Genomic DNA, 22,731 nt, shown 5'->3' with positions numbered 1-22,731 from the left:
ATTAATCATACTACTTTCCAATAATATATACAATTAATTGTCCTTTAATAGTATTTTTTCTGTCCCTAATCGGTTTTTATATTGGAGCATTAATTCTTTCTATAGGAAACTGTGTCATTCCTGTCAACGCCAAAATTTAGAATAGACAGTACCCGCCTTTTCTATAAAAAACGCAGATACTGTCTATTCTAAGTTTGCTCCTATATCACTGCTGAATCATAATGATTCTTTTCCTTCAGGCTCTTTTTATAAAATCCACCTCCCCCATTCCTTAAAATATATAGTAATGAGCAAAATGCATACCTTAGATTTGTAAACGATTTAGGGCGGGACTATTTGCTCATTTCTATTCAACTTCATTATAAAAATTGAATCCCTTCAACGCAACACTTTGTCCCCCAATGGTATGATATGTGTCCTCAAAATCTCTGTAAAAGTCTGTAAAGAATCCCACCATAGCCATTCATAAATCCGGGATTCATCCTTTCTTGTGGCAGTAAAGTTATTTTTCTTAAAATCTGTTCTTCTTTCTCTCGTTCAATGTAAGATTCCATCCCAAATTCATCCATCTTCCTTCCTGCGATGTCCATTATCCAAAGATTTCCTAATATCCCATGACAGAGGCAATAACTGTCACGCAGCCAATAACCACTCAATTTAGAATAGGCCCGTCTTATATCTGTTTCTATCCGCTTTTTCCACACATCATCTTCAACCATTTCATAACAGAAAATACGTGAGAGTAAAATCCCACCTGCACCATGACACCATGCAACAGAGCCGATGCGGTCTACTTTTTCACTCTCTTTATGGCTACGCAGATCTTCCCAGTTATTCATCACGGAATTGTATAATGAATCCTCATACTTCCAAATATCTTCTGCCAATACACGGTACCGTTCCTTCTTTGTATACTTCCATAGTGCAATCACAGGCATCAGAATCCCGCTATTCCCATGTGCAAGACCTGACATAGGCATTTCGCCTTGTTCCACGATCCATCCTAAGCCACATGACTGTCTCTCTGCCCTCTGATCCAGCCTGGCTATACTGCGTTCGGCCAAATGAATATATTTTGAATCCTTTGTTATTTCATACAGCAATATCATAATCCAGGCTGCGCCGGCATTGCCAGATAGCAGGTCATAACGAATATCCTGATCAATAAGTTTCTCCACAATCCCGGCATGTTTCATGGCATATTCCAGAAACTCTTCATTCCCGCCCTGCCTGTAAAGCATGATGTACATATAAATAATCGAGCTTTCCCCATCGTAGGCCCCTGTATTATGGGAGTCTAAACCGTCAAGGGATTTCATTCCCTGATCCGTATATAAGAAAAGCATTCTTTTCAGTGTTCTGTAAATATCCGTTATGTTCTTGTCTGTATTTTTCTTTTTTAATTCAGAAAAAACAAGCAGCATCCCAGATAAACCGTCATACAGATAATGGTTCATCGGCTTTATATCCCAATTCATCTTTCCAAAAGAGGAAAGCTGCACAGTATACCAGCTTACTTCCGTTCTTTTCTGATTCCAAACTACATATTTCAAAATCCGGTCCGTCAGATCTTCCGCAGTATACCTCACACGCTCTTTGTTCGCCTGCTCCATCAGCATACTGTCAGTCACTCGATAAACACGATTCATATAACCATCATTTTTATCAGGCATCAGCTCCAGCGACAAGCGAATATACTCACTCTGTATTTCTAAATCTATTTCGCTCAGCGCTCTTATTCTTGCATGAGCAAATGCTATGGGCTCTTCTGGAAGATCATTCTGCCCGATTACTTTTTGTTCGCTGAATAATTCCTTCTGACTCAAAACATTATAAAAATAAGGGATATCCCCATCCAGCATAGCTGCCACTTCAATATCCACAAGCTCCATATCCTGTTCTTCTCTGCCACTCAGCATGGAATATAAAAAAATCTCCCGTTCCGCCCCCTCTCTCAACAGGCTTGGATGATAAGAACTTGAAATCATCATGCTGTATCTCTGTGTATCTGCCATAAGTACCCTGGTTTTTATGTCTTTAGAATCTTTTAATTGATCGAAAAAGTCCTCCTTATTGTTTATAACCTGCCTGTATGCCTGGGTAAATCCCTCTGTCATTTCTTTTTTATAGTGGTATGGTTCGTAAAACGTTCCTTCCAGTGTCGCTAAGTTTTGTACATTCCGGGAAACCGGAGACTGATATTCAATTCTCATGTCAGATGTTCCTTCATTCACTACCACAGGCACCCTGAATGGATACTTCTGCCCTCCCACACCATTGACAGCACTCTGGTTAATTCCTTCCCCATTCTTATTCCAGTGATAAAACGGAAGCATTCCGGAAAAAAGAACGGAATCAGACAGGCGGCCGTTAATTTCCTGCCGGACAGTCTCCCATCCTCTTTGATCTGTGATGCTCATCAGCACTTCCAAATCAATTAAAACCGGATATTCCCCCGAAGCTATGATGTTCTCACAATGCAGATCCTTTGTACCTAAGGTATAGGCTAAAAACAACTGGACCCCCAAGCGCAGGTAATAATCTTTCAGCTGCTGTTCTGTCCTGCATGAACAGTACTCCACACAGGACGACCAGCTATAAGTATCTTTAGGAATAAAAGGATATACAAATTGTTTTAGCCCTGTTTTAGCCCCCAGCCAACCCAGCAATTTATAAAATACCCTTTCATTCTCCATTGAATGCGGCTTATATAAGATCTCAGCTGTATCATCTAACTGCATTCTAAGTACTTGTTTTCCCCCGTGATGTGTATCCGAAAAGTCCCCCTTTATCCCAGTAATTTTTCCAATAGCTTTTCCTGCAAATATTTCATTCTGTATTTCAGACCGGTCACAGCTATAACATATCAACACTTCTGCATAATATTCTACTAATTGTTCACATTTCTGAACGATGCAGCGGTATAACACCGGATATGTGTCAAATAATTCTCTGTAAAACTCTGCTTTACCTAAATACTGCGTACAATAAAATTCATACTCGTCACTGGAATTTTCTCCCTGAAGAAGTCCTTTTTGTTTATAGAAATGCATTTGGGCAATTAACGTCCTTGTACATATATTCTGTAGCTGCCCTGCTAAATGGATAGAAAAATCTTTATAAATATTTTCATCAAAATATTGTTTTAAATTATTTATCCTCAAATTTAATTCCTCTGCATAGTACAGTAATATTTTAAAATAGAACTCCGGAAAAACAATTTTCTCTTTTATGGATTCTAAACAGCTTAACTTCATCTTACTTTCATTATCCTGCGTAAGATATTGAAACAACTCATCTGAAATAGATTTTAAATCTGCCTTAAAATCTGCTGTATTTAAATAAAAAGCAAAATTTTTATTCTTCTTTAAAAGAAGTTCAAAATTCTGCTCCCCCAATAACTTTTTCCAATAGCTTAATTTTTCGCAACTCCAATCGAAGTCCTGACTACATTCCCTATACTTACGTTCCAATAAATAACTCATCCTCAAATCCATATGCTTCATCCTTATTTTATTGTCTGTTGGAGTCCTATGAAGTTGTTATCCCGAGAAGAATAAAGGGCCGCCACAGATGTACTATTTAAATCAGATATAACCTCTGGAATACTGATTACAAAATCTCTTAAATAATAATCCATCTTATAGCAGCCCCTCTATCATTTTCTGGATCTTAGCAGCAATAAATTGTAAAAAATGTGGAACATGTAACTGTATGAGAATTAACTATTTCTGCAATATCCCCCTCAGGTATAATTCTGCTTATTTCATCAACCTCCTCTAATAAATCTCCTGCAAACCTCAAACACGTCTCCTCTTTCATCTGCGTTCTCCTTTCCTATTATTTATATGAAAGATTATTCTATATCAAAAAAAGAAATTCTTACTACAAATGTATTATTCTCGATTTGATATAAAATATCTCCCTCATACTCATCCACAATACGCTGGACACTTTTTAGTCCATAACCATGTAATTCTTTATTTATTTTAGATGTCAGGAACCCTTTTTCACATTTTTGTGGTATTTCATTAATTGTATTTATAATCTGTATAAAGAATAGATGATTTTGCTTTTCTATTTTTACGTTAATCCATTTTGTTCCAACGACTTTATCACAAGCTTCGATAGCATTATCTAGCAAATTGCCAAATAATGTACATAGCTCTCTCTCTTTAAAAGGTAACTTTGATATTGGCATAACCCGCAAAATGAATGTAATCTTCTTTTGCTCAGATAACATTTTTTTCTGGCTTAATATCAAGTCTACCACATAGTTTCCAGTAAATATCTGGGGATTAACTTTGATAAAATCGCTTTTTAATTCTTCAACATATTCATGAAGCTTTTTATATTCACCTTTGCTCTCATATTCGCTAATAACAAGATAATGATTTTTGATGTCATGTACCAATTCTCTATTCTTTTCTAGAGCAGTGTTCAATTCTTTATATTTTTGCTGTTCTAGTTCTTCTTTTAATATCAGGAAATCATACTCAGCCTTTATCATCCTATTTTTTGATAATATCATTCCTACAAAAGTAATAATTGCAATTATTGTTGCTAGGGATAATATTCCATCTGTACCATCTTTTGCTCTTTCTCCAAAAACCATAGAAGTCAAATATAATTGATACCCTCTAACCAGAATTACAAATAAAATGCCAATTGCGAATACTATTTTCCGTAATTCAAATATATCTTTTCTCAAATCATTTTTTCTAATAATCATAACTAAAAATGTTACGATCCCTCTTGAAAAAAGATAGACCATTATTTTTTGAACACTTAGACCATTATAATAAATGATCTCATTAAACTTATCATTCAGGAAATTCATTCCCAGAAAGGCAAACCAGAAATCCAAAAGACACACAAATCCATAATAGACAAGAACAATGCCGACTATTAAAAATGTCTTTTTTTTAATAATTAAACAACTGAAAAACATCAACAATGCTAATGTATAAAAAAATACTGTATCTGAAAAAAACAACAATTTACGATTAACAGCCAAAGATACACCAATTATAACAATACTGAGCCATAAAATTAACATTTGTCTCTTTTGCAGGTACTTTCTCTCTATTAGAACTCCGAAAACTAACTGATAATAAAGCCAAACTTCATATAATGATATTACAAGCAGAATCCCCCTTAGAACCGATTCTTCTTTCATTTAATTCCCCCAATATAAATTAATCTCCTTCTTAACCTCTGCCAGTTTTGCCCTGCTGATCTTTACCTGACAATTATCTTCCAGATATATGGTATCACCCAATACTTTGTATATATGCTTCATATTTACAATATAACCACGCTCTACCATTACAAACATCTTACTCCCCAGTTCCTCGTATACCTGACGCAATGTTATTCTTTCCCGATACTCGCCGGCGCTTGTCCTATAGGTGACATATTTACCGCCTTTCGCTTTATATATGTATATAATATCTTTATAATATAGCTTTATTTGCCCTTCACCTATTTTTATCATCCTGTACTGCCTGCTGTCGAGACTGATTTTATCAATCAGCCGGCGTGCCACATCCGGCAGACGGTATTCCATATCCTGTTTTAAAATATACTGATACGCTTCAATCATATAGCTCTCAACCGCATACTCGGCATAAGAAGTAATAAAAACAATATACATCTTAGAATGTGCTTCCCGTATCTTTTTCCCCAGCTCCATGCCATCCATCTCTGACATCTGGATATCTGTAAACAGGATATCAAACAGCTCTCCATTTTTTACCCGCTCTAAAAATGATTCACCGCTTGGATATTCCAGAATCTCAACGCTCTCTTTCTCATCCTCTTGAATTGTCTGCTTAATACATTTGCATACCATGTCCCGCATGGCTTTTTCGTCATCGACAACTGCAATTCTAATCATAAGTCTCCCTCAAAATGTATAATACTTCTTACTATTCACGTCATAAAGTATTGCCTCATCTGATTGTATATACAGTTTAAATGTTTTATCCCACAAGGTCTTGTCCCCATCCTGAGCCAGAACTTTCCCTGAATAATATGTATAGACCCCTTCCCTCTTTTCAGTAATATTTTTCATAATATCCTGAACTGCATCTGCAATTTTCATGGAGTGCAGGTTGGGGCTCCATTTTCCTAATATATTCCTTATAACAGATTTATTTAATGGCATAGCTTTATACAGCCATTTTTCATCCGGAAATACATCTTTTTTATTTAAATGCAGATAATCTAATATTATATGGAATTCTTCTTCTACATCGCAAAAAGGATGTCCCAGTTCCATATAGGCATAAATATGCCACATTGCTTTTTTTAGATAACCTGCTTCTTGGAATTTTTCGAAATCACTGCTTAGATACTTTATACTCTTTAATAAGACCTGTTTACTCGATATGCCCAGACTTTCAATACCGGCCACAGACATTTTTATGCCTGCAACTTCAACACCATCGTAGAACATTGTACTATATCCTCCTTTTTTTATATAGTACGTCATTATTTACTATTTGTAAATATATTGCATATGAGTAAATTCTCTTTCTTCATCAGTCTTGCTAAAATAAAAGAAAGATTATTAGGAGGCACTTATGACAATAGGAGAACGAATCCGGTATGTACGTAACTCAAAAAATATAACACAGAGCGCTCTTGCTGATTCTATACACATATCTCCAAGTTTCATGAACCGTATAGAAAGTGGGTCTTCTATGCCTTCTATTGATACTGTCTGCGCGATTGCAGATGCTTTACATTCATCTCCCCAGGAACTCCTTTGTGATATCTTCGTGTATCCCGATGATACATCTGTTTCCGAGAGAATTAAAAATATCGTAGAACAGCTTCCCGCTGAAAAGCAGCAGTTAGTTTTAGAAACGCTGGAATTTTTGCTGCCACGTCTTATTTAAGATTATAGCAGAATTATTGTCATTTCATATACTTTGACCCTGAATGGTAGTGTTTCTGTCCCTGAATGGTATAAAAATACCCGGCTGTTAATGTGTTGACTCACATCTCAGCCGGGTATTCTCCTATTCCGGGCAGTCTCTCTGTCCGATCAACACTTGTTTTCCTCTAAACGCACTGTTTCCCACTATGATATCTCTTACGCCTGCTCTCCAATGACACTCATTACCTCTTCCTTCTCAGGCATCGCACGTATAGCCCCCTTGCGGGTTGTGATAACGGCGGCTGCTGCATTGGCAAATGTGAGCATCTCGCCAAGTTCTTCTTCTGTCAGATTATCGATACCGTGCTCCAGTATATAATTCAGAGAGCTTCCGCAGAAGGTATCTCCTGCACCGGTTGTCTCGATTGTGTTCATGGTAAATCCGCTTCTCTCGACACGCATGCCTTTATAGTATGCACGGCTTCCGTCTTTTCCAAGGGTCAGCAGGATCAGCGGGATGTGGTATTTCTCCTGAAGGTACTGGATTCCCTCGTCATAGTCCTCTTTCCCGGATACAAACTGGATCTCGTTATCTGATATCTTCAGGATATCGCAGAACTGGAAACCATATTCCATCTGCTCTTTTGCCAGCTCGAGTGAACTCCAGAGCGGCGGGCGCAGGTTCGGATCGAAGGAAATAAGAAGGCCATTCTCTTTTGCCGTATCCAGAGCCTTTTCTGTTGCCTTACGGACACCCTCATGTGTCATCGACAGCGTACCGAAGTGGAATAATCTTGCCTTGTTCAGGAATTCCGGATCTACATCGTCCTCTGTCAGCATCATGTCAGCTCCGGGATTACGGTAGAATGAGAATTCGCGGTCCCCATCGGGGAATGTATGTACGAAGGCCAATGTTGTGTTCACATCGGCATCCATTTTTAAATTAGAGGTGTCAATTCCTGTTTGATCCAGTGTATTTTTAAGCAGAACTCCGAACTGGTCTTTTCCCACTTTCCCAAGAAATGCTGTCTTCTTGCCCAGCTTGTTCAGCATTGCAAGCACATTGCACGGAGCGCCGCCCGGGCATGCCTCAAACAGGCCGTTTCCCTGTTCACTCTGTCCGTTCATTGTAAAATCAATTAAGAGTTCCCCCATTGCGATTACGTCAAATTGCTTTTCCATAGACTCTCTCCTTCTTATTTCACTCTATTTGATATAATTTTAACGCACTTTGTATCTTTATGCAATCCTTAAAAATACAGTCCAAATATTATATTTAAATATTACTTTTAGTTAAAATATACCAGTTCCTCTATCGGTTCCGCAGATTCAATATGCTCTGCCTCCAGAACCGGGCCGACACCGCGGTAAACAGACACGCGTCCGAAGCTGATCTTTGCACGCACAGTCACCCACTGCCCCGGTTTTAATTTCGGTGCATAGGAACTCTTGCATATATATCCCAGAAACGTCGTATCATCCGCACAGCAGGTCATGGCCATACGTCCCGGCAGGAATACTTTGGAAGGAAATCCTTTCGGCTTCAGAACTCTGGCCGTAAACTCTACCGTTTTCCCTTTATATCTGTCCGGGTTGTCCATCACATCTACATACCAGATTCCATAGTCCTCCCGGCGCACTTCGATAACAGGGGCATTCAGGTCATACGGGACATCGTCCTCAAAAATATTTTCCACTTCCCCCTGCTCATCCTCAAAAATCACTTCCGCCTGAGGGCTTACAACCTTTACACTCCGGCGGTATCCTGCCAGCGGTTTTTTATCTGTGCAGCGGTTAAATAATACCATTTCTGAATTTCTGACCATTTCTACAAACAAAGGCTTCAGATTAGTCAGATACATCTGAAAAGTACTGGCATCCACTGTTGTAAGCTTCTGCTCAATCCCCCAGCCCTTTGGAAGTTCCAGCGCTTCAAAGTCGCTGACCTTCCACATTCCGTTATACTCGACTACAACACGCTCGGGACTATATTTCTCATTCATTTCCTCCAGCCATTGTGCCGTCAGTTCTTCCTGATCTTCCACATGCTCAATGACCACATTATATTTTTTCATTTCCTGCGGATCATACTCCTCTTCCCCCTCTTCACAAAGGATGAGCAGAGTTGTCCCCTCTATCTGGAAATATTCCTGCTCCAGCGTGAACTTCAGAAACTGTGTCTTTCCGCTGTCCAGAAATCCGGTCATCAGATAAACCATTACATCTGGTTCTGCCATTTTAAATCTCTCCAATCATGCTTTTATATCTGCATGCAGCTGTTCGTATGTTTTAAACAGTTACATCTATTTTATACCAAATAATTCTGCAAGTCTGTCTTCCTTGAGTTCAGAACCAATCACACAGATTCTGCCAGTATATTCAGCTGAACCGCTGCGCACGTCATGTTCCTGGGGAACCATATCGAAATAAATCCATTCTCCCTCCCCGGCAACCATCCCTTTCGCACGCAGGATTGTACCAAGTGTGTCGTCGGACTCCAGTGTTTCAAGAATACTGCTGATCTCCGCTTTCGTATAGGTTTTGATGGTCTCACATCCCCAGCTCGTAAATACTTCATCGGCATGGTGGTGGCCGTGATCGTGGTGATGGTCGTGGCCGCAGCCACAGTGGTCATCGTGATCGTGGCTTTCATGGTCATGCGGGTGTCCGGCGTGATCATGGCTGTGCCCTTCATGGCCGTGGTTTTCGTGATGATGTCCAGCATGGTCGTTGTCTTCGTGATGATGTCCAGCATGGTCATGTTCTTCATGGTGGTGCCCGTGGTCCGCATGGTCATGGCCGCAGCCGCATGTTTCCCCGTGCTCATGATGCCCGCCGCATTCAGGGCAGGTAATCTCTGCCAGCAGTTCTTCTTCCAGAGACTTGCTGTGTTCCATTGTTTCCAGCAGTTTTTCACCGGAAAGCTCCGCGATCGGAGTTGTAATGATCGGTGCTTTCTCATTCAGTTCGCGCAGAAGCTGATAGCTTTCTTCCACCTTTTCCGGTTTTGCTTTGTCTGTACGGCTTAATATGATTGCCCCCGCATACTCGACCTGATTGCTGAAGAATTCACCAAAATTCTTTCTGTACAGACGACACTTCATTGCATCTACCACAGTGGTAAAACTGTTCAGTACCGCATCAATCTCTCCCTGGACATCCTGCACTGCTTTGATGACATCGGAGAGTTTCCCGACTCCAGAAGGTTCGATCAGGATCCGGTCCGGGTGGTACTTATCCACTACTTCTTTCAGTGACTTTCCGAAATCCCCGACTAAAGAACAGCAGATGCATCCTGAATTCATCTCGCGGATTTCGATCCCGGAATCTTTCAAAAATCCTCCGTCAATCCCAATCTCGCCAAATTCATTTTCAATCAGAACCACCTGTTCTCCCTGAAATGCCTCCTGAAGCATTTTTTTGATAAATGTTGTTTTTCCGGCTCCGAGAAAACCGGAAATGATATCAATCTTTGTCATGCTGACTGCCTCCTGTTTCTATATTTAAATTATTTACTCCATCTCGAGTACGACGGGACAATGGTCTGAACCGAGCACCTCCGTCAGGATGCCTGCCCCTTTGAGTCTGTCTTTTAACGACTCTGATACGCAGAAATAGTCGATACGCCACCCTGCATTCTTTTCGCGGGCCCGGAAACGGTAAGACCACCAGGAATAGATGCCTTCCTGATCCGGATAAAAATAACGGAATGTATCGATGAATCCTGCATCCAGAAGATCCGTAAATTTCTGGCGTTCTTCATCCGTAAAACCTGCATTCCTGCGGTTTGTTTTTGGATTTTTCAGGTCGATTTCCTGATGTGCCACGTTCATGTCGCCTGTCACAACAACTGGCTTGTTCTCATCCAGTTTCTTCAGATATGCCCGGAAATCATCTTCCCACTTCATCCGGTAATCCAGTCTGGCGAGTTCATTCTGGGAATTTGGTGTGTAGACAGTTACAAAGTAAAAGTCTTCAAATTCCAGCGTGATGACACGCCCTTCCTGATCGTGTTCTTCGATACCAATCCCATAAGCCACGGACAGGGGCTCTTTTTTTGTAAATACTGCTGTCCCGGAGTATCCTTTTTTTACCGCATAGTTCCAGTACTGGTGATATCCCTCCAGATCCAGTTCCAACTGTCCCTCCTGCATTTTTGTTTCCTGAATGCAGAAAATATCTGCGTCCGCCCCGCGGAAAAATTCCACGAATCCTTTCTGCACACATGCGCGTATGCCGTTCACATTCCATGATATAAATTTCATTTAGGCCTCCTTATCTTTTCATCTGATTCTAAAGTAAATCAGGAGCCGGCTGCCGGGAATCGCATGAATATGAGCAGAATCTGCTCTACATCCTTTTCTTCCCCGCATTCCGGCTCCCCTGCATCCTCTTAAGTATAGTAGACTTCTTTTAAAAACAATCCTCTGGCAGGTGCCAGAAAGCCTGCATATTCACGCTTTCCCGCCTCCAGAATGGAGATGGCCTCATCCGGCTTTTTCTCTCCTGTGCCTACCTCCAGAAGAGTTCCTGTCAGAATACGGACCATATGGTACAGAAAGCCCGTCCCATAATATTCGATCCGTATCTTGCTGTCCTGTTTCTCAATGATTATATCATAAATTGTCCGAATTGTGGACTTTTCGTCTTTTTTATCTGTAAATCCTGAAAAATCATGTTTCCCGATCAGATAACCGGCCGCCTCTTCCATCGCCGCAATGTTCAGTCCATAAGGATAGTGACAGCAATATTTTCTTGCAAATACATCCGGCTTTTCCCGGGTATCTATGAAATATTCGTACCGCTTCCCTTTTGCATTCTGCCGGGCGTGAAAACCGTTTTTCACAAGGAGCATTTCCTTTACCCGGATGTCTTCGGGGAGTACTTTGTTCAGTTCTTCACGGAATGTTGTTTCATCCACTCTGCCGGACAGGGTTATGCTTGCAGTCTGTCCTTTTGCATGCACACCGCCGTCTGTCCTGCCGGAACCATTTACTTCCACCGGATAACCGGCTATTTTCCCGATGGACGCCTCCAGGATACCCTGAATTGTCTGATCCGTATTTTTCTGCCTCTGCCAGCCCTGGTACCTCGTTCCATCGTATATAATTGTCATTTTATAAGTCCGCATATTCCATCACTTTCCTGTCTTTTAAAAAGAGAACCCGGCTGCATAGCATACTGACCACATCCAGATCATGGGATACGAACAGGTAACAGATTTTTTCACTTTCCTGCAGCTCCTTTAAAAGAGCGATGATCTGGGCCTGAACCGTCACGTCCAGTGCGGACAGAGGTTCATCTGCCAGAATAAATTTTGTGCCTGTAATTAAAGTCAGGGCGATGCTCACCCTCTGCCTCTGTCCGCCGCTTAGTTCTCTCGGATAACGACCATATAGTTCCACCGGAAGATGTACGCGTTTTAACATCTCTTCCGCCTTTTCCCGGCGCTGCTCTTTCGTGCACCCGCCCTGTACTTTTAATGGTTCCTCGAGAATCCAGCCGATCGATTTCTTTGGGTTCAGGGAGCGGAACGGGTCCTGAAAGATCATCTGGGGGGATTTTGTATAATGAATGATCTCTCCATCATATTCTTTCAGGAGGCCGAGCACGCATTTGCACAATGTAGACTTGCCGCTTCCGCTGGCTCCAACCAGCCCCGTGATTTCGCCCTCATACAAGGTAAACGAAACGTCTTCGAGAACTTGTTTCTTCTGTTTTCCTTCCTTATAATATGCGTTTACTCCCTTTAACTCTAGTACTTTCTCAGGCATTTTCTTCACCTGCCTTTACATCCGAATCTGCAAATCCTTCCTCACTGGCTCTTGCTTTCAGGAGTTCATAGAATCTGCTTCCTTTTGTCCGGGTCGGGATCGCGGCGATTAGTTCCTTTGTATACTCTGTCTGCGGATGCTCAAAAATCTGCACTGCCTGTCCTTCCTCCAGCGCCCGGCCGTCTTTCATGACGAGGACCCTGCTGCAGAGTTCATTTACCACTCTCAGGTTATGGGATATAAAGAGGATTCCCATATTGTATTTTTTATTCAATTTCTTTAATAATTTCAGAATACTCTCCTGCGTCCCCACATCCAGCGCAGTTGTCGGCTCGTCAGCGATTAGAAGTTTGGGCCGGCATACGATTGCCGCGGCGATCATGACGCGCTGTCGCATTCCTCCGGATAATTCATAAGGGTATTTGCGGCACAGCTTTTCAGGCTGAGTCAATTCCACATCTTCCAGAGCTTTGATGACCTTTTTCCTGCGTTCTTCCTTTGAAAGACCTGTGTGCAGGATTAGTGCCTCCTCTACTTGTTTTCCAATCCTCATCGTCGGATTGAGTGCGGTCATCGGTTCCTGAAAAATCATACTGATATCTTTTCCCTGAATTGAGCGCATTTCCTTTTCCGACAGGGAAAGCAGGTTTACGCCGTCCAGCCGGATACTTCCGCTATCCAATATGGCATTGTTTTTCAAAAGCCCTGCGATCGTCAGAGCCGTCATTGTTTTCCCCGAGCCTGATTCACCCACGATTCCTAAGATTTCTCCGTCCTGAATTTCGAAGGATACGTCCCGCACGACTTCCTGGCTGGCTCCGCGCTCTTCGAAGTGAATCGACAGATTTTCCACTTTCAGCATTATCTTCCACCTCCGAATCTGTCCAGAATCCCTTCACCCAGCATTCCGACTCCCAGAATCAGCAGGACCAGAAAGAGTCCGGGAAAGACTGCACACCACGGTCCGCTTGCCAGATATGTCTGGGATTCAGAAAGCATCCGGCCAAGGCTGGCGTCCGGCGGCTGCACACCGATCCCTAGATAGCTCATGCCAGCCTCTTGAATGACGGCATTATTGAACCCGATCGTCAGGGAAGATAAGAGTGCCGGAAGGATATTCGGCAGTATATGGACAAACAAAATCCGTGGCGTGGATACCCCGATCAGTCTGGCACTTGTGACGTAATCTTCTTCCCGGCAGCGCATAAATTCACCGCGCACAATCCTTGCAAAACTCGGGATAAAAGCGATTCCGAGAGCCAGCATGACCTTATATTTCCCGCTTCCCCATATGCTGATAATCACCAGTGCCAGAAGTACACTGGGAAATGCTGCCAGCACATCGTTGATCCGCATCAGCCCTTCATCCAGCCAGCCCCCGAAATACCCGGTCACGGCCCCGATCAGAATGCCGATACCGCCCCCGATCAGAATCGTCCCCCCGGCAATCGCCAGCGTGCTGCCTGCGCCGGAAAGAACCCGGCTGAACACATCCCTGCCGAACTGGTCTGTCCCAAAAATATGGGCAAGAGACGGGGCATTTAATTTTACCGACCCCTGCATCGCTTCCGTATCATACGGCACCCAGAAAAATCCCAGCACGATCAGTCCCAGCATAACCACCGTAAGTACCGCCCCAAATGTGAAATTATAACTTCTCAGCCCGCCCCCGGCCGCCTTCTGCCCGGACAGCTTTTGGGGCCTGCCGGAAAATAGGTTATTGGAAGTTTTTCCCTTTTTCATCCCATTTATACTTAATCTGCTCAAATCAGTACCTCTATATCTCAATCCGTTTGTCCAGTTTCCGATACAGTAAATCCACAATTACATTAATCACCAGAATCACCACTGCAATCAGAACAATCACAGCCTCCACCACGGGATAATCCCGTTTGGATATCGACGAGATCAGCGTCCTCCCGAGTCCCGGGATTCCGAACACCTGCTCGATCACAATACTATTTGCAATCATATCCGCAATCGCCATTCCGAGAAAAGTAATCACCGGAAGAATCCCATTCTTCAGCGCATGATGCACAAGCACTCTCCACGGGGCGTTCCCCCTGCTCATCGCCGTACGCACATAATCCTGCCTCATCTCCGTAATCAGCGAACTGCGGAACAGCTTCGTAGTCATAGCCGCCTTTGGCAGCGCGATGGCGATCGACGGAAGAATCAGATATCCCAGAAATCCGGTAAGACTCTCCGTATAAGAAACATATCCCCCCGGCGTGAACAACTTAAATACCAATCCGAATAACACCGTGAAAATAATCCCGACAAAAAACGGCGGAACAGACATCGTAACCTGATTCAGAATCAAAAAGAACTGATCCACAAACCGATTCTCATACCTCACACTCAAAAGACTCACCGGTATAGAAAACAACAAAATAAAGAAAAAACCCATCAGAGTCAGCGTAATCGTAATAGGAATCTTATCCCCGATCATCTCCCTGACCGGGACCTGATAAGAATAAGACATCCCCATATCCCCTGCCGCAAAATCCTTCAGCCACAGTCCATACCGCTGCGGCAGGGGACGGTTCAATCCCATCTCCTCCCGCAGAGCCTGGACCTTCGCCTCAGTCGCCTCCGTGCCGAGAATTGACCTCGCCGGGTCCCCGGGAATCACCTCAAACGCAAGGAAGGCAAGCATACTGACAATTAATAATGCGATTATAAGACCTGATAATTTCCTAAAAACAAACTTCATACCTGCCTCCTTGGGGACGTAATCTTTTTCAACTTTACTACGTCCCAAACTGCGTTTAGTGGTGTACCTTTTTGAAGGTTTTTTGGTTTATTCAACCATATATATTGTTGACATATCCTGTACATACAACGGGTAGAATGTATATCCGTCGTATTTATTGCTGACTGCTACCAGATTTGCCAGATCCTGAATGTAGACGTTTGCGGCTTTTTCTGCTAATATTCCTTCTGCCTGTTTGTATAGTTTGATCTGTTCTGTTTCGTCTGTTGCTGCGATTGCTTCTTTGAAGACTTTATCGTACTCGTCGTCTTTGAAGTTGATAAAGTTTCCGGATGCGTCGGATGTGAAGCGTTCCAGCATTGCGCGTGCTGACAGGTTGGATGCGTCTACACCAACTACGGTTGACTGGTAGTCGCGTTTTGCGTAGACATCTTCCAGCCATGCTTCCCATTCGATCGGTTTGATTGTGACATTGACGCCGATGTTTTTGAGTTCTTCTGCAATCACCTGTGCAGTGTCTACGTGTGGCTGGTCTGCGGAGCTTACGGTTATCTCCAGGTCAAATCCATCCGGATATCCGGCTTCTTTGAGCAGTTCTTTTGCTTTTTCAAAATCTTGTGCGTAATAATCCGCGTATTCTTCATCGTAGTACTTCTTTAATCCCGGATACATACTTGTCCCGATGCGGACGCCCTTGCCGTCTGCCATCATATCCATGATTTCATCTGGATTGACTGCGTAGCAGAGTGCCTGTCTGACCTTTTCGTTGTTCAGTGGCTCCACATCATTGTTCAGGTATAATGCCTGTACAAGATTCATGGTTCCTTCTTCTATATGGAAGCCGTCTGTCAGCTCCGCGGCCTGACTTGAAGTAAGTCGCATCGCCATGTCGATGGAACCTCCTTTCAAATTCGTGACCAGCATATCCGCGTCTGCTACAATTTTGAATTCCACCTTATCAAGATGTGCTTTTTCTCCCCAGTAGTCTTCATTCTTCTCCAGAATAACATTTTCCTGCGGGCTGCGTGATACATACTTAAACGGACCTGTCCCGACTGGTTCTGTGTCCAGCTTGTCATAATCTTTCGGGATAATCGCAGTCGTCATATAGGCAAGGAACTCGGTATTGGATTCCGTGAGGCGGATTTCAACCGTCTTCTCATCCAGAATATTCACACTCTCAATAATAGAATACGCTGATACCAATGGTTCCCCATTAGAAGTATCAGCGCATCTGTCTATTGAATATTTCACATCTTCTGCCGTCACAGCATTCCCGTTATGGAACTTCACCCCATCACGCAAGGTAAATGTATATACCTTTGCATCATCAGAAACTGAATAGCTGCTGGCTACGGCTTCGACTAAATTACCATCTTTATCCGGCTTTACTAGGCCTTCATAAATGTTAAATAAAACCTCTTTTGTTCCTGCCGCAACTGCTTTGTGTGGGTCAAGACTGTCCAAATCCTGGGAAATACCTACCTTGATACTTCCGCCCTCGACTGGGTTTCCTGAAAGTTTATTCTCCGTCGTTGACTTCTGCTCTCCCTTATCACCTGAACATCCGCTCAGTGCAATAGTTACAGCCATCGTAAGCATTACAAGAATACTCATTGTTCTTCTTTTCATGTCTGTCTCCTTCTTCAAATAACCTTCATTATTAAATTGTCGACTTCATTGTATAGGATTTGGCACCGTTTGGCAAGTATTTATCAAAAATGAATCCCATTCCTACTCGGCATTTTTCCTTGCATCTTTAAAAAACATGACAGCAGTATACAGCATTACTACTATAATAATCCATGTCAGTATTTCCAGCGGAAGCGATCGTACGATGCAAAATGCAATAAAAATCCCTACCGCCCCGCCGATTGTCAGCCATGCAGCCGCAGCCCTGTCATAAGTTCCTTTTTTAATAAATGCAAATCCGCAGGAAGGCATCAGGAAGGCACAAGAACCGAACATAACCGGAAAGGCGATCTTTACATTCAGTCCCAGTGCGCTGCAAAGAGCGATGCATGGGGTGTACAGCCCGACACCTATAGTCATTAGCGCACCCAGCAAAAAATTTACACCGACAGCCACGGCAAGTTTCCACCCTGCAAGTCCTGTTGCCATCCCGGCTGTACCGAACGGGCCGATCTCCATCAGCCTGCAGCCCATCATGACTGCCAGAAATACCAGTGCACCTCCCAAAGCATATCTTACGACCTTAACGGACCATTTGGATACAACATTTGCCCCAATAAGTGAACCTATAATCGCCCCCACAATCATAGAGATCAGTGTCAGTGGAGCCACCTCTACCAGTCCGAGAAACAGAAGAAACTCCGTCATGACCGGAATACAGTCCCCAACGTTCAGAGTTCCCGGCATAATCTTATCCGAACTTGATTTTGTCAGTTTAAAGACCGCCTGTGTTGTCGCAAAGCTTCCGATTCCCAGTGTATCGAAAAAATTGGTAACCGCCCCGATGATAAACAGGGTAACATGTCTCCGCCCCTTAAAATCCTCCTTATGGTTCAGACAGTCTCTGATAAATACTACCGCAAATATGAGGGCATATCCTATGATAGCCACGCGCAGTCCTAACGTTACAATATTCAATTTGTTTTCTCCTTTCTTATCCTTTGTAATTTCAACGGTTCCGCGAGCTTTACTAGACTAAAGTCTATACTTTATTCTATACTTTATTCTCGTAAAGTTCAGTTGATTTTATTATGAAATTTTCATCTCCGAATGTCAATATTTTTTTGAAAATAAATACAAATCTGTCCTACAACACTAAACTGTGTTTTCAAAAGTAAGTGACACATTTTATTAGATGAGATATAATAATTTTATCCGCGATCCCCGTAAATATCCGGGGAAAATATATGCCTGTACCGGAAATGTTTAGTGAATGATACTCCACGAAAGAGAGGTATGAATCTATGAATGTTACTGAAGCAATCCAGTCCCGCAGAAGTATACGAAAATTTCAGGATAAGCCCGTACCCACGGAACTCCTCCTGAAGCTTGCAGATGCCGGCCGGTCCGCCCCGAGCGCCAGTAATCTCCAGGCATGGAAGTTTATCTTTGTCACGCTTCCCGAACTAGTAAGTAAAGTCGATCTGTTCAGTCCCGGTTTGAGCGGCAAACCGCCTGTCATTCTGGTCATTTGTTCGGATATGGACTATGCCCTGAAACATGGTTCACGCAATTCTGAAATCTACGGCTGCATGATGGATGCCTCTATGGCTGCCGAAAACATTATGCTTGCCGCGCTTGAAGAAGGCCTCGGGACCTGTGCTGTCAAATCTTATAACGACGCAGCTGTCAGGAAGCTTCTGAATCTGCCCGATACCTACCGCATTGAAATGCTTATGTCCATAGGCTGGCCGGACGGAGAACCCAGAGAGTCCAGACGGAAATCTCTGGAGGATGTCCTGATTTTTAACCGATGGGAGGAAAAACATGAATAACAAAGAAGCATATATGGAACTTTTAATTTATATGATAACCAGTGCCGCCGGCTTAGAAAACGAACCGCATATCTATGGCCCTCTCAGAATGATAGAGGCGTCCCAGAGGCTGTGCGGACTGATGCAGGAGGAAGAACCGGATAATGAAGATCTCAAAGAGCTGATCCGGATCATAGAGAATGGAAAACAAAAGAGCACATCCGACGAGGAAGCCTTTTATCAGATGCTGCAGGATGCGGCCGCAAAGCTTGTAGACCTTTTATAAGCTGCTCCTTTACCACAAAAATGAAGCCATACTGTCACCGTACCATGCAGAAGCGGTACAATGTCAGTATGGCTTTACTTCTCTTCTTAACCAGATACTTTATCTGTTAATTTTACTGATGGGACTTTCGGCTCCCTGCTCATAAAGCAGGATACAATCTCAGCCAGCAGGGCCACTGCAAGTAGAATCAGAAGAACGACAATATACCCGATATCTCCGGATGATCCAAACATGGAGATACCATTCAGCGCGTCGGCAAATGTATTTATACTGCCGATTGCAAATGTCCCTATTCCCATCGTAAGGAATACAACAGCGACCAGATTTGCGATATCCAGAAACTTATGATCAACGCTGAAATATACAGCGCAGCATATTACAGCAAGAAGCAGATATATCACTACATTCTTATTGAATTCTCCTGCTTTATTTGACAGAACCGCATAAGCGATCATAATAATGAAAGTAAATACTGCATTCACAAGATTGATCAGGCCGCTGATTCTTTTTTGTACTAATAATCCTTTCATGACTGCTTCCCTCCCAGTTCTTTTTTACTCCAGACAAATGCCTCCAGATAGTATAGTCCGATAAACAATGCTGTCAGCAGGATGAATACAACATTCAGTGCTTTCAGAGCAGTCTGCCACCACGGTGTAATGTGTTCTACTTTTGCATTGCTGTCAAGTCCGTTGATCAGAATGGATCTGGACTGGGCATAGACGGTATGCTTTGTTGCATTACGCAATGCTTCCAGCATATAACCATCGCCATCCTCAATTGCCTTTAACACTTTGTCTTTACTGAGGTTGGATGCCGTCGTCTCCTCTGATGCTCCGAATCCGGCCATATCCCAGCAGAAATAGTCGACGCCTGCTGTGATATTCGACGTATAATGCGTCTTATAATCCATTGCAACAACCGCATCTGTTGTCACATGCCCTTTAAAGCCCCATTCACCGCGCAGCACCTGTGTCAGAAGAGGCGCAGAGCTTCCACAGTAGGTACATCCGATACGGTTAAACGCTGTCATTGTCCCCAGGGCGCCGCCTTTCGTATAAGCGCCTTCAAATGCCCTGAGATACTGCTCTCTTAAAGCCTGTTCATTTGTAAAGGTCGCCACACTCTCCCTGTTTGCCTCCTGGTCGTTGACAACCATGTGTTTGAGCCCCAGAATAATACCGTATTTTTGGACATTTTCCCCGACAATGGCTCCGACGATATATCCCATATTACCGTCTTCTGAATAGTACGCGGATGCACGTCCGTTAAATGGTGTCCTGTGAATATTCGGCCCCCCTGACCAGATCTCGGTACAGCCCATGAAGTAAGCCTCGTTTGCTGTCAGGGCACTGCGCCTTGCCATCTCATCCTTGTTCCATGTTGAAGTCATGACCACCGTTGAAGGCCATACGATACCAGACTTTTCAGTTGCCTTAAATTTCACCTGCTCCAGACAGTCCATGTCATCCCCTCTGTATGTGGCCGGCATATTTACGCTTTCGATCATAGAAGAACCATTCTGGTCCGGAAGGATTGAACACATTTCCTCTGCCGTCAGCTGGTCTAAAAATGTATTCCATGTTTCCTCATCGTCAAACTCCACATCTTTCATGCTTACAAAGGAGAGGCCAGCATCTTTTCCCTGTGTAAAATCATCGACGGACGGAGAATCCTCTGGCTGTTCGTACAGCTCGCCGTCGAGAGTTTTCATCATATCCTCTGTCGCCGTTACAGAAACCTGTGTAACCGGATATGTGCCCTCCCAGTCACTTCTGGAAAGGTAATCAACTGTATCTGTTTCCAGATTATTCAGGTCGGCATCGTCAAACTGATTTGTCACCGTCTCGTCAGAATAACGTGACTGTCTATATGTTTCTGTATCCAGTTTCTCTTCCTTCCAAGTGTATGCCTTGTCCGCATCTCCTTCGGCCGGGCTGCCAAGTACGTCTGTCATTCCTTGCGCACCTTTTGCCGCCAGAATATTATTTAATGCATCATGCGCGTCATCACCGATTGCAAGATAATAATCTCCTTCACTCAGGATATATCCCTTTGCATTCGTATAATCATAGCTGGCCAGCAGATATTTTTCCACATCAACCTCTACAGTCTCGGATGCGCCCGGTTCCAGCATACCAGTCTTCTCAAAACCGGCCACCTGAATAGCAGACTTTTCAACTGCATTTTCTTTCTCGTAATCACCATAAGGAGTCTGCGCATAAACCTGGACAACAGATTTTCCTGCCTTATCTCCTTCATTTGTTACCGTCACCTTTACTGTATAGCTGTCTGTCTCTTCATGGTACTCTACACCATCTACCTGCTGTGTGAAGGATGTGTAAGACAATCCATATCCAAACGGATAGGCAATTTCGTTGTTATAATCCCACGCTGCATTTGTCGAAGAACCGGCGGCACCCGTAGCATTCCCGCTGCCAAGCACTGTATCCTCGTATCTTGTCTCATAATATTTATATCCCACATAAATACCCTCGGAATAGATCAGATAATTAGAAACATATTTGTCCGTATCTGAACAGAATTCCAGAACTTCATCCAGATTTTCCCACTGTGGTGTGTTTTTAGCCTGCGCATAGGTAACTGCCGGTGCTGACAGGGAGTTTTTCGCATAAGTATCCACCAGTTTTCCGGACGGGCTGACATCACCCTTCAGCACGTTTACAACGCCGGTAAAACCAACTGCACCGGGAGACCCGATCCAGAGACATGCATCCACATCATAATCTTCAAGCTCCCCAAGTTCCATCGCCCAGTTCGAGTTTACAAGTAGAATAATCTTCTTAAATGTTCCGTTTGCTTTCTCTTCCTTAAGCATTTCCAGAAGATCACGCTCATCCTGATGCAGTGCGAGCTGGCTGATCCCCTCTGAGTCCTCCAGCACAAGGTCACAGTCTTCACTTCCCTGCCTCGTCAGCATAACTACTGCCGCATCATTATATTCATTTTTCCAGCTGTTTTTCAGATCTTCAGTGTATAATCCCTTCGGTGCCTCTCCGATTTCCGGATTCTGTGCATCCTTCAGGCGCGTATAACCACTGTTCTGGTATGCTTTCACCATTGTTTCGTTTACATTATACGCTGACTGCATGGCAGATAAATACGTTACCAGTTCCTGTGTGGACCCACTTGTTGAATGATAGCTGTAAAACGGCCCGCTGACAGGTGCCGCCGCTCCAAACCCGCCGGCCGACTCGGACTTCTGGGCACTTTCTATAGAATTCTGCCCGAATAATGTGATACTGCTGCCCTCTGAGAGTGGAAGCGCATTATTATCATTTTTTAAAAGTACGGATCCTTCCTCCTGTTCAAGCACTGCCTCATCGGCACAGTCGTCTTCCAGTTCCTGAAGCTTGTCTGTATCATAAATATCTGTTCCATAATCGCTCTTATAATATGCGGTATCCTCTTCCTTTGTATCATCAGATACAATTTTCGTTGTGTTAATTCCAAGAACCGTATTGATCCTGCCTTCATACGAATCCGCAACTGGTGCGCCCAGGTTCACCGCAACTAGCATGAACGCCGAGACTGCACCTAAACCTCGTGTCAGTTCTTTCTTAATTTTCATTCCCTTTCCTCCATGATATATGATCGCGCCA

Annotated in this window: 21 protein-coding genes; 3 read left to right on the top strand and 18 right to left on the bottom strand. The window is 43.3% G+C overall.

What is annotated here, in order from left to right:
* Positions 1 to 419 precede the first annotated feature (419 nt).
* The 5 genes from DWX43_RS23095 to DWX43_RS23080 all read right to left on the bottom strand — a co-directional run bounded on the left by DWX43_RS23095 (position 420) and on the right by DWX43_RS23080 (position 6,460).
* Positions 420 to 3,257, bottom strand: coding sequence for a type 2 lanthipeptide synthetase LanM family protein (locus tag DWX43_RS23095; RefSeq protein WP_243099451.1), 2,838 nt, complete (start codon positions 3,255 to 3,257; stop codon positions 420 to 422).
* A gap of 415 nt (positions 3,258 to 3,672) precedes the next feature.
* The gene (locus tag DWX43_RS27120) at positions 3,673 to 3,822 is read right to left on the bottom strand and encodes a hypothetical protein (protein ID WP_182440798.1); all 150 of its coding nucleotides are present in this window, start codon (positions 3,820 to 3,822) and stop codon (positions 3,673 to 3,675) included.
* A 34-nt stretch (positions 3,823 to 3,856) separates the two neighbouring features.
* On the bottom strand, positions 3,857 to 5,179 hold the full coding sequence (locus DWX43_RS23090) for a sensor histidine kinase (protein ID WP_118622096.1): 1,323 nt from the start codon (positions 5,177 to 5,179) through the stop codon (positions 3,857 to 3,859).
* Complete coding sequence (locus DWX43_RS23085; protein ID WP_118622094.1) at positions 5,180 to 5,899, bottom strand: LytTR family DNA-binding domain-containing protein; 720 nt, start codon at positions 5,897 to 5,899, stop codon at positions 5,180 to 5,182.
* Positions 5,900 to 5,908: 9 nt separating this feature from the next.
* On the bottom strand, positions 5,909 to 6,460 hold the full coding sequence (locus DWX43_RS23080) for a hypothetical protein (protein ID WP_118622092.1): 552 nt from the start codon (positions 6,458 to 6,460) through the stop codon (positions 5,909 to 5,911).
* Between the two features lie 127 nt (positions 6,461 to 6,587).
* Between DWX43_RS23080 and DWX43_RS23075 the strand changes: the two genes are divergently transcribed.
* Complete coding sequence (locus tag DWX43_RS23075; RefSeq protein WP_109730882.1) at positions 6,588 to 6,905, top strand: helix-turn-helix transcriptional regulator; 318 nt, start codon at positions 6,588 to 6,590, stop codon at positions 6,903 to 6,905.
* 197 nt (positions 6,906 to 7,102) lie between these two features.
* Here DWX43_RS23075 and DWX43_RS23070 read toward each other — a convergent pair whose 3' ends face one another.
* The 11 genes from DWX43_RS23070 to DWX43_RS23020 form a co-directional block, all read right to left on the bottom strand.
* Entirely contained in the window at positions 7,103 to 8,068 is a 966-nt protein-coding gene (locus DWX43_RS23070; protein WP_118622090.1) for a carbohydrate kinase, read from the bottom strand.
* A 107-nt stretch (positions 8,069 to 8,175) separates the two neighbouring features.
* On the bottom strand, positions 8,176 to 9,123 hold the full coding sequence (locus tag DWX43_RS23065; protein WP_118622088.1) for a GTP-binding protein: 948 nt from the start codon (positions 9,121 to 9,123) through the stop codon (positions 8,176 to 8,178).
* 66 nt (positions 9,124 to 9,189) lie between these two features.
* A complete protein-coding gene (locus DWX43_RS23060) occupies positions 9,190 to 10,365 on the bottom strand; it encodes a CobW family GTP-binding protein (RefSeq protein ID WP_118622086.1) in 1,176 nt (391 codons plus the stop codon).
* A gap of 33 nt (positions 10,366 to 10,398) precedes the next feature.
* The gene (locus tag DWX43_RS23055; RefSeq protein WP_109730877.1) at positions 10,399 to 11,151 is read right to left on the bottom strand and encodes an exodeoxyribonuclease III; all 753 of its coding nucleotides are present in this window, start codon (positions 11,149 to 11,151) and stop codon (positions 10,399 to 10,401) included.
* Positions 11,152 to 11,279: 128 nt separating this feature from the next.
* The gene (truA, locus tag DWX43_RS23050; protein WP_118622084.1) at positions 11,280 to 12,017 is read right to left on the bottom strand and encodes a tRNA pseudouridine(38-40) synthase TruA; all 738 of its coding nucleotides are present in this window, start codon (positions 12,015 to 12,017) and stop codon (positions 11,280 to 11,282) included.
* A complete protein-coding gene (locus DWX43_RS23045) occupies positions 12,004 to 12,660 on the bottom strand; it encodes a dipeptide/oligopeptide/nickel ABC transporter ATP-binding protein (protein WP_118622082.1) in 657 nt (218 codons plus the stop codon). Before DWX43_RS23045 ends, truA begins: the two co-directional genes overlap by 14 nt.
* Positions 12,653 to 13,522: an ABC transporter ATP-binding protein gene (locus DWX43_RS23040; RefSeq protein ID WP_118622080.1), complete on the bottom strand. Its 870-nt coding sequence runs from the start codon at positions 13,520 to 13,522 to the stop codon at positions 12,653 to 12,655. The genes DWX43_RS23045 and DWX43_RS23040 overlap by 8 nt, the downstream gene beginning before the upstream one ends.
* On the bottom strand, positions 13,522 to 14,427 hold the full coding sequence (locus tag DWX43_RS23035; protein WP_330582313.1) for an ABC transporter permease: 906 nt from the start codon (positions 14,425 to 14,427) through the stop codon (positions 13,522 to 13,524). The genes DWX43_RS23040 and DWX43_RS23035 overlap by 1 nt, the downstream gene beginning before the upstream one ends.
* Before the next feature lie 10 nt (positions 14,428 to 14,437).
* On the bottom strand, positions 14,438 to 15,376 hold the full coding sequence (locus tag DWX43_RS23030; protein WP_109730873.1) for an ABC transporter permease: 939 nt from the start codon (positions 15,374 to 15,376) through the stop codon (positions 14,438 to 14,440).
* An 87-nt stretch (positions 15,377 to 15,463) separates the two neighbouring features.
* Positions 15,464 to 17,008 (bottom strand): ABC transporter substrate-binding protein, encoded by a 1,545-nt coding sequence (locus DWX43_RS23025; protein WP_118622078.1) that lies wholly within the window; start codon positions 17,006 to 17,008, stop codon positions 15,464 to 15,466.
* A gap of 102 nt (positions 17,009 to 17,110) precedes the next feature.
* Positions 17,111 to 17,986, bottom strand: a complete 876-nt coding sequence (locus DWX43_RS23020; RefSeq protein WP_118622076.1) for a permease — start codon at positions 17,984 to 17,986, stop codon at positions 17,111 to 17,113.
* A 326-nt stretch (positions 17,987 to 18,312) separates the two neighbouring features.
* Here DWX43_RS23020 and DWX43_RS23015 point away from each other — a divergent pair, with 326 nt between their 5' ends.
* Together DWX43_RS23015 and DWX43_RS23010 are read left to right on the top strand one after the other, a co-directional pair.
* A complete protein-coding gene (locus DWX43_RS23015) occupies positions 18,313 to 18,843 on the top strand; it encodes a nitroreductase family protein (RefSeq protein ID WP_109730870.1) in 531 nt (176 codons plus the stop codon).
* Positions 18,836 to 19,108, top strand: coding sequence for a DUF6092 family protein (locus DWX43_RS23010; protein WP_118622074.1), 273 nt, complete (start codon positions 18,836 to 18,838; stop codon positions 19,106 to 19,108). Before DWX43_RS23015 ends, DWX43_RS23010 begins: the two co-directional genes overlap by 8 nt.
* Before the next feature lie 86 nt (positions 19,109 to 19,194).
* Here DWX43_RS23010 and DWX43_RS23005 read toward each other — a convergent pair whose 3' ends face one another.
* Positions 19,195 to 19,638: a hypothetical protein gene (locus DWX43_RS23005; protein ID WP_118622072.1), complete on the bottom strand. Its 444-nt coding sequence runs from the start codon at positions 19,636 to 19,638 to the stop codon at positions 19,195 to 19,197.
* Positions 19,635 to 22,700, bottom strand: coding sequence for a glycoside hydrolase family 3 C-terminal domain-containing protein (locus DWX43_RS23000; protein WP_118622070.1), 3,066 nt, complete (start codon positions 22,698 to 22,700; stop codon positions 19,635 to 19,637). Before DWX43_RS23000 ends, DWX43_RS23005 begins: the two co-directional genes overlap by 4 nt.
* Positions 22,701 to 22,731: the final 31 nt, after the last annotated feature.

Source organism: Clostridium sp. AF19-22AC, assembly GCF_003479085.1.
In the GTDB taxonomy this organism is placed as follows: domain Bacteria; phylum Bacillota; class Clostridia; order Lachnospirales; family Lachnospiraceae; genus Faecalicatena_A; species Faecalicatena_A orotica.
The sequence above is the reverse complement of the archived record's forward strand: the minus strand, read 5'-3'. Positions and strand labels throughout refer to the sequence as shown.

Excerpts from the sequence above, each read along its gene's own strand:
- DWX43_RS23045 (WP_118622082.1), bottom strand. The coding sequence starts at position 12,660 with ATGCCTGAGAAAGTACTAGAGTTAAAGGGAGTAAACGCATATTATAAG.
- DWX43_RS23000 (WP_118622070.1), bottom strand. The coding sequence starts at position 22,700 with ATGAAAATTAAGAAAGAACTGACACGAGGTTTAGGTGCAGTCTCGGCG.
- DWX43_RS23065 (WP_118622088.1), bottom strand. The coding sequence starts at position 9,123 with ATGGCAGAACCAGATGTAATGGTTTATCTGATGACCGGATTTCTGGAC.
- DWX43_RS23040 (WP_118622080.1), bottom strand. The coding sequence starts at position 13,522 with ATGCTGAAAGTGGAAAATCTGTCGATTCACTTCGAAGAGCGCGGAGCC.
- DWX43_RS23090 (WP_118622096.1), bottom strand. The coding sequence starts at position 5,179 with ATGAAAGAAGAATCGGTTCTAAGGGGGATTCTGCTTGTAATATCATTA.
- DWX43_RS23085 (WP_118622094.1), bottom strand. The coding sequence starts at position 5,899 with ATGATTAGAATTGCAGTTGTCGATGACGAAAAAGCCATGCGGGACATG.
- DWX43_RS23015 (WP_109730870.1), top strand. The coding sequence starts at position 18,313 with ATGAATGTTACTGAAGCAATCCAGTCCCGCAGAAGTATACGAAAATTT.
- DWX43_RS23060 (WP_118622086.1), bottom strand. The coding sequence starts at position 10,365 with ATGACAAAGATTGATATCATTTCCGGTTTTCTCGGAGCCGGAAAAACA.
- DWX43_RS27120 (WP_182440798.1), bottom strand. The coding sequence starts at position 3,822 with ATGAAAGAGGAGACGTGTTTGAGGTTTGCAGGAGATTTATTAGAGGAG.
- truA (WP_118622084.1), bottom strand. The coding sequence starts at position 12,017 with ATGCGGACTTATAAAATGACAATTATATACGATGGAACGAGGTACCAG.
- DWX43_RS23025 (WP_118622078.1), bottom strand. The coding sequence starts at position 17,008 with ATGAAAAGAAGAACAATGAGTATTCTTGTAATGCTTACGATGGCTGTA.
- DWX43_RS23005 (WP_118622072.1), bottom strand. The coding sequence starts at position 19,638 with ATGAAAGGATTATTAGTACAAAAAAGAATCAGCGGCCTGATCAATCTT.
- DWX43_RS23080 (WP_118622092.1), bottom strand. The coding sequence starts at position 6,460 with ATGTTCTACGATGGTGTTGAAGTTGCAGGCATAAAAATGTCTGTGGCC.
- DWX43_RS23095 (WP_243099451.1), bottom strand. The coding sequence starts at position 3,257 with ATGAAGTTAAGCTGTTTAGAATCCATAAAAGAGAAAATTGTTTTTCCG.
- DWX43_RS23030 (WP_109730873.1), bottom strand. The coding sequence starts at position 15,376 with ATGAAGTTTGTTTTTAGGAAATTATCAGGTCTTATAATCGCATTATTA.
- DWX43_RS23075 (WP_109730882.1), top strand. The coding sequence starts at position 6,588 with ATGACAATAGGAGAACGAATCCGGTATGTACGTAACTCAAAAAATATA.
- DWX43_RS23055 (WP_109730877.1), bottom strand. The coding sequence starts at position 11,151 with ATGAAATTTATATCATGGAATGTGAACGGCATACGCGCATGTGTGCAG.
- DWX43_RS23010 (WP_118622074.1), top strand. The coding sequence starts at position 18,836 with ATGAATAACAAAGAAGCATATATGGAACTTTTAATTTATATGATAACC.
- DWX43_RS23070 (WP_118622090.1), bottom strand. The coding sequence starts at position 8,068 with ATGGAAAAGCAATTTGACGTAATCGCAATGGGGGAACTCTTAATTGAT.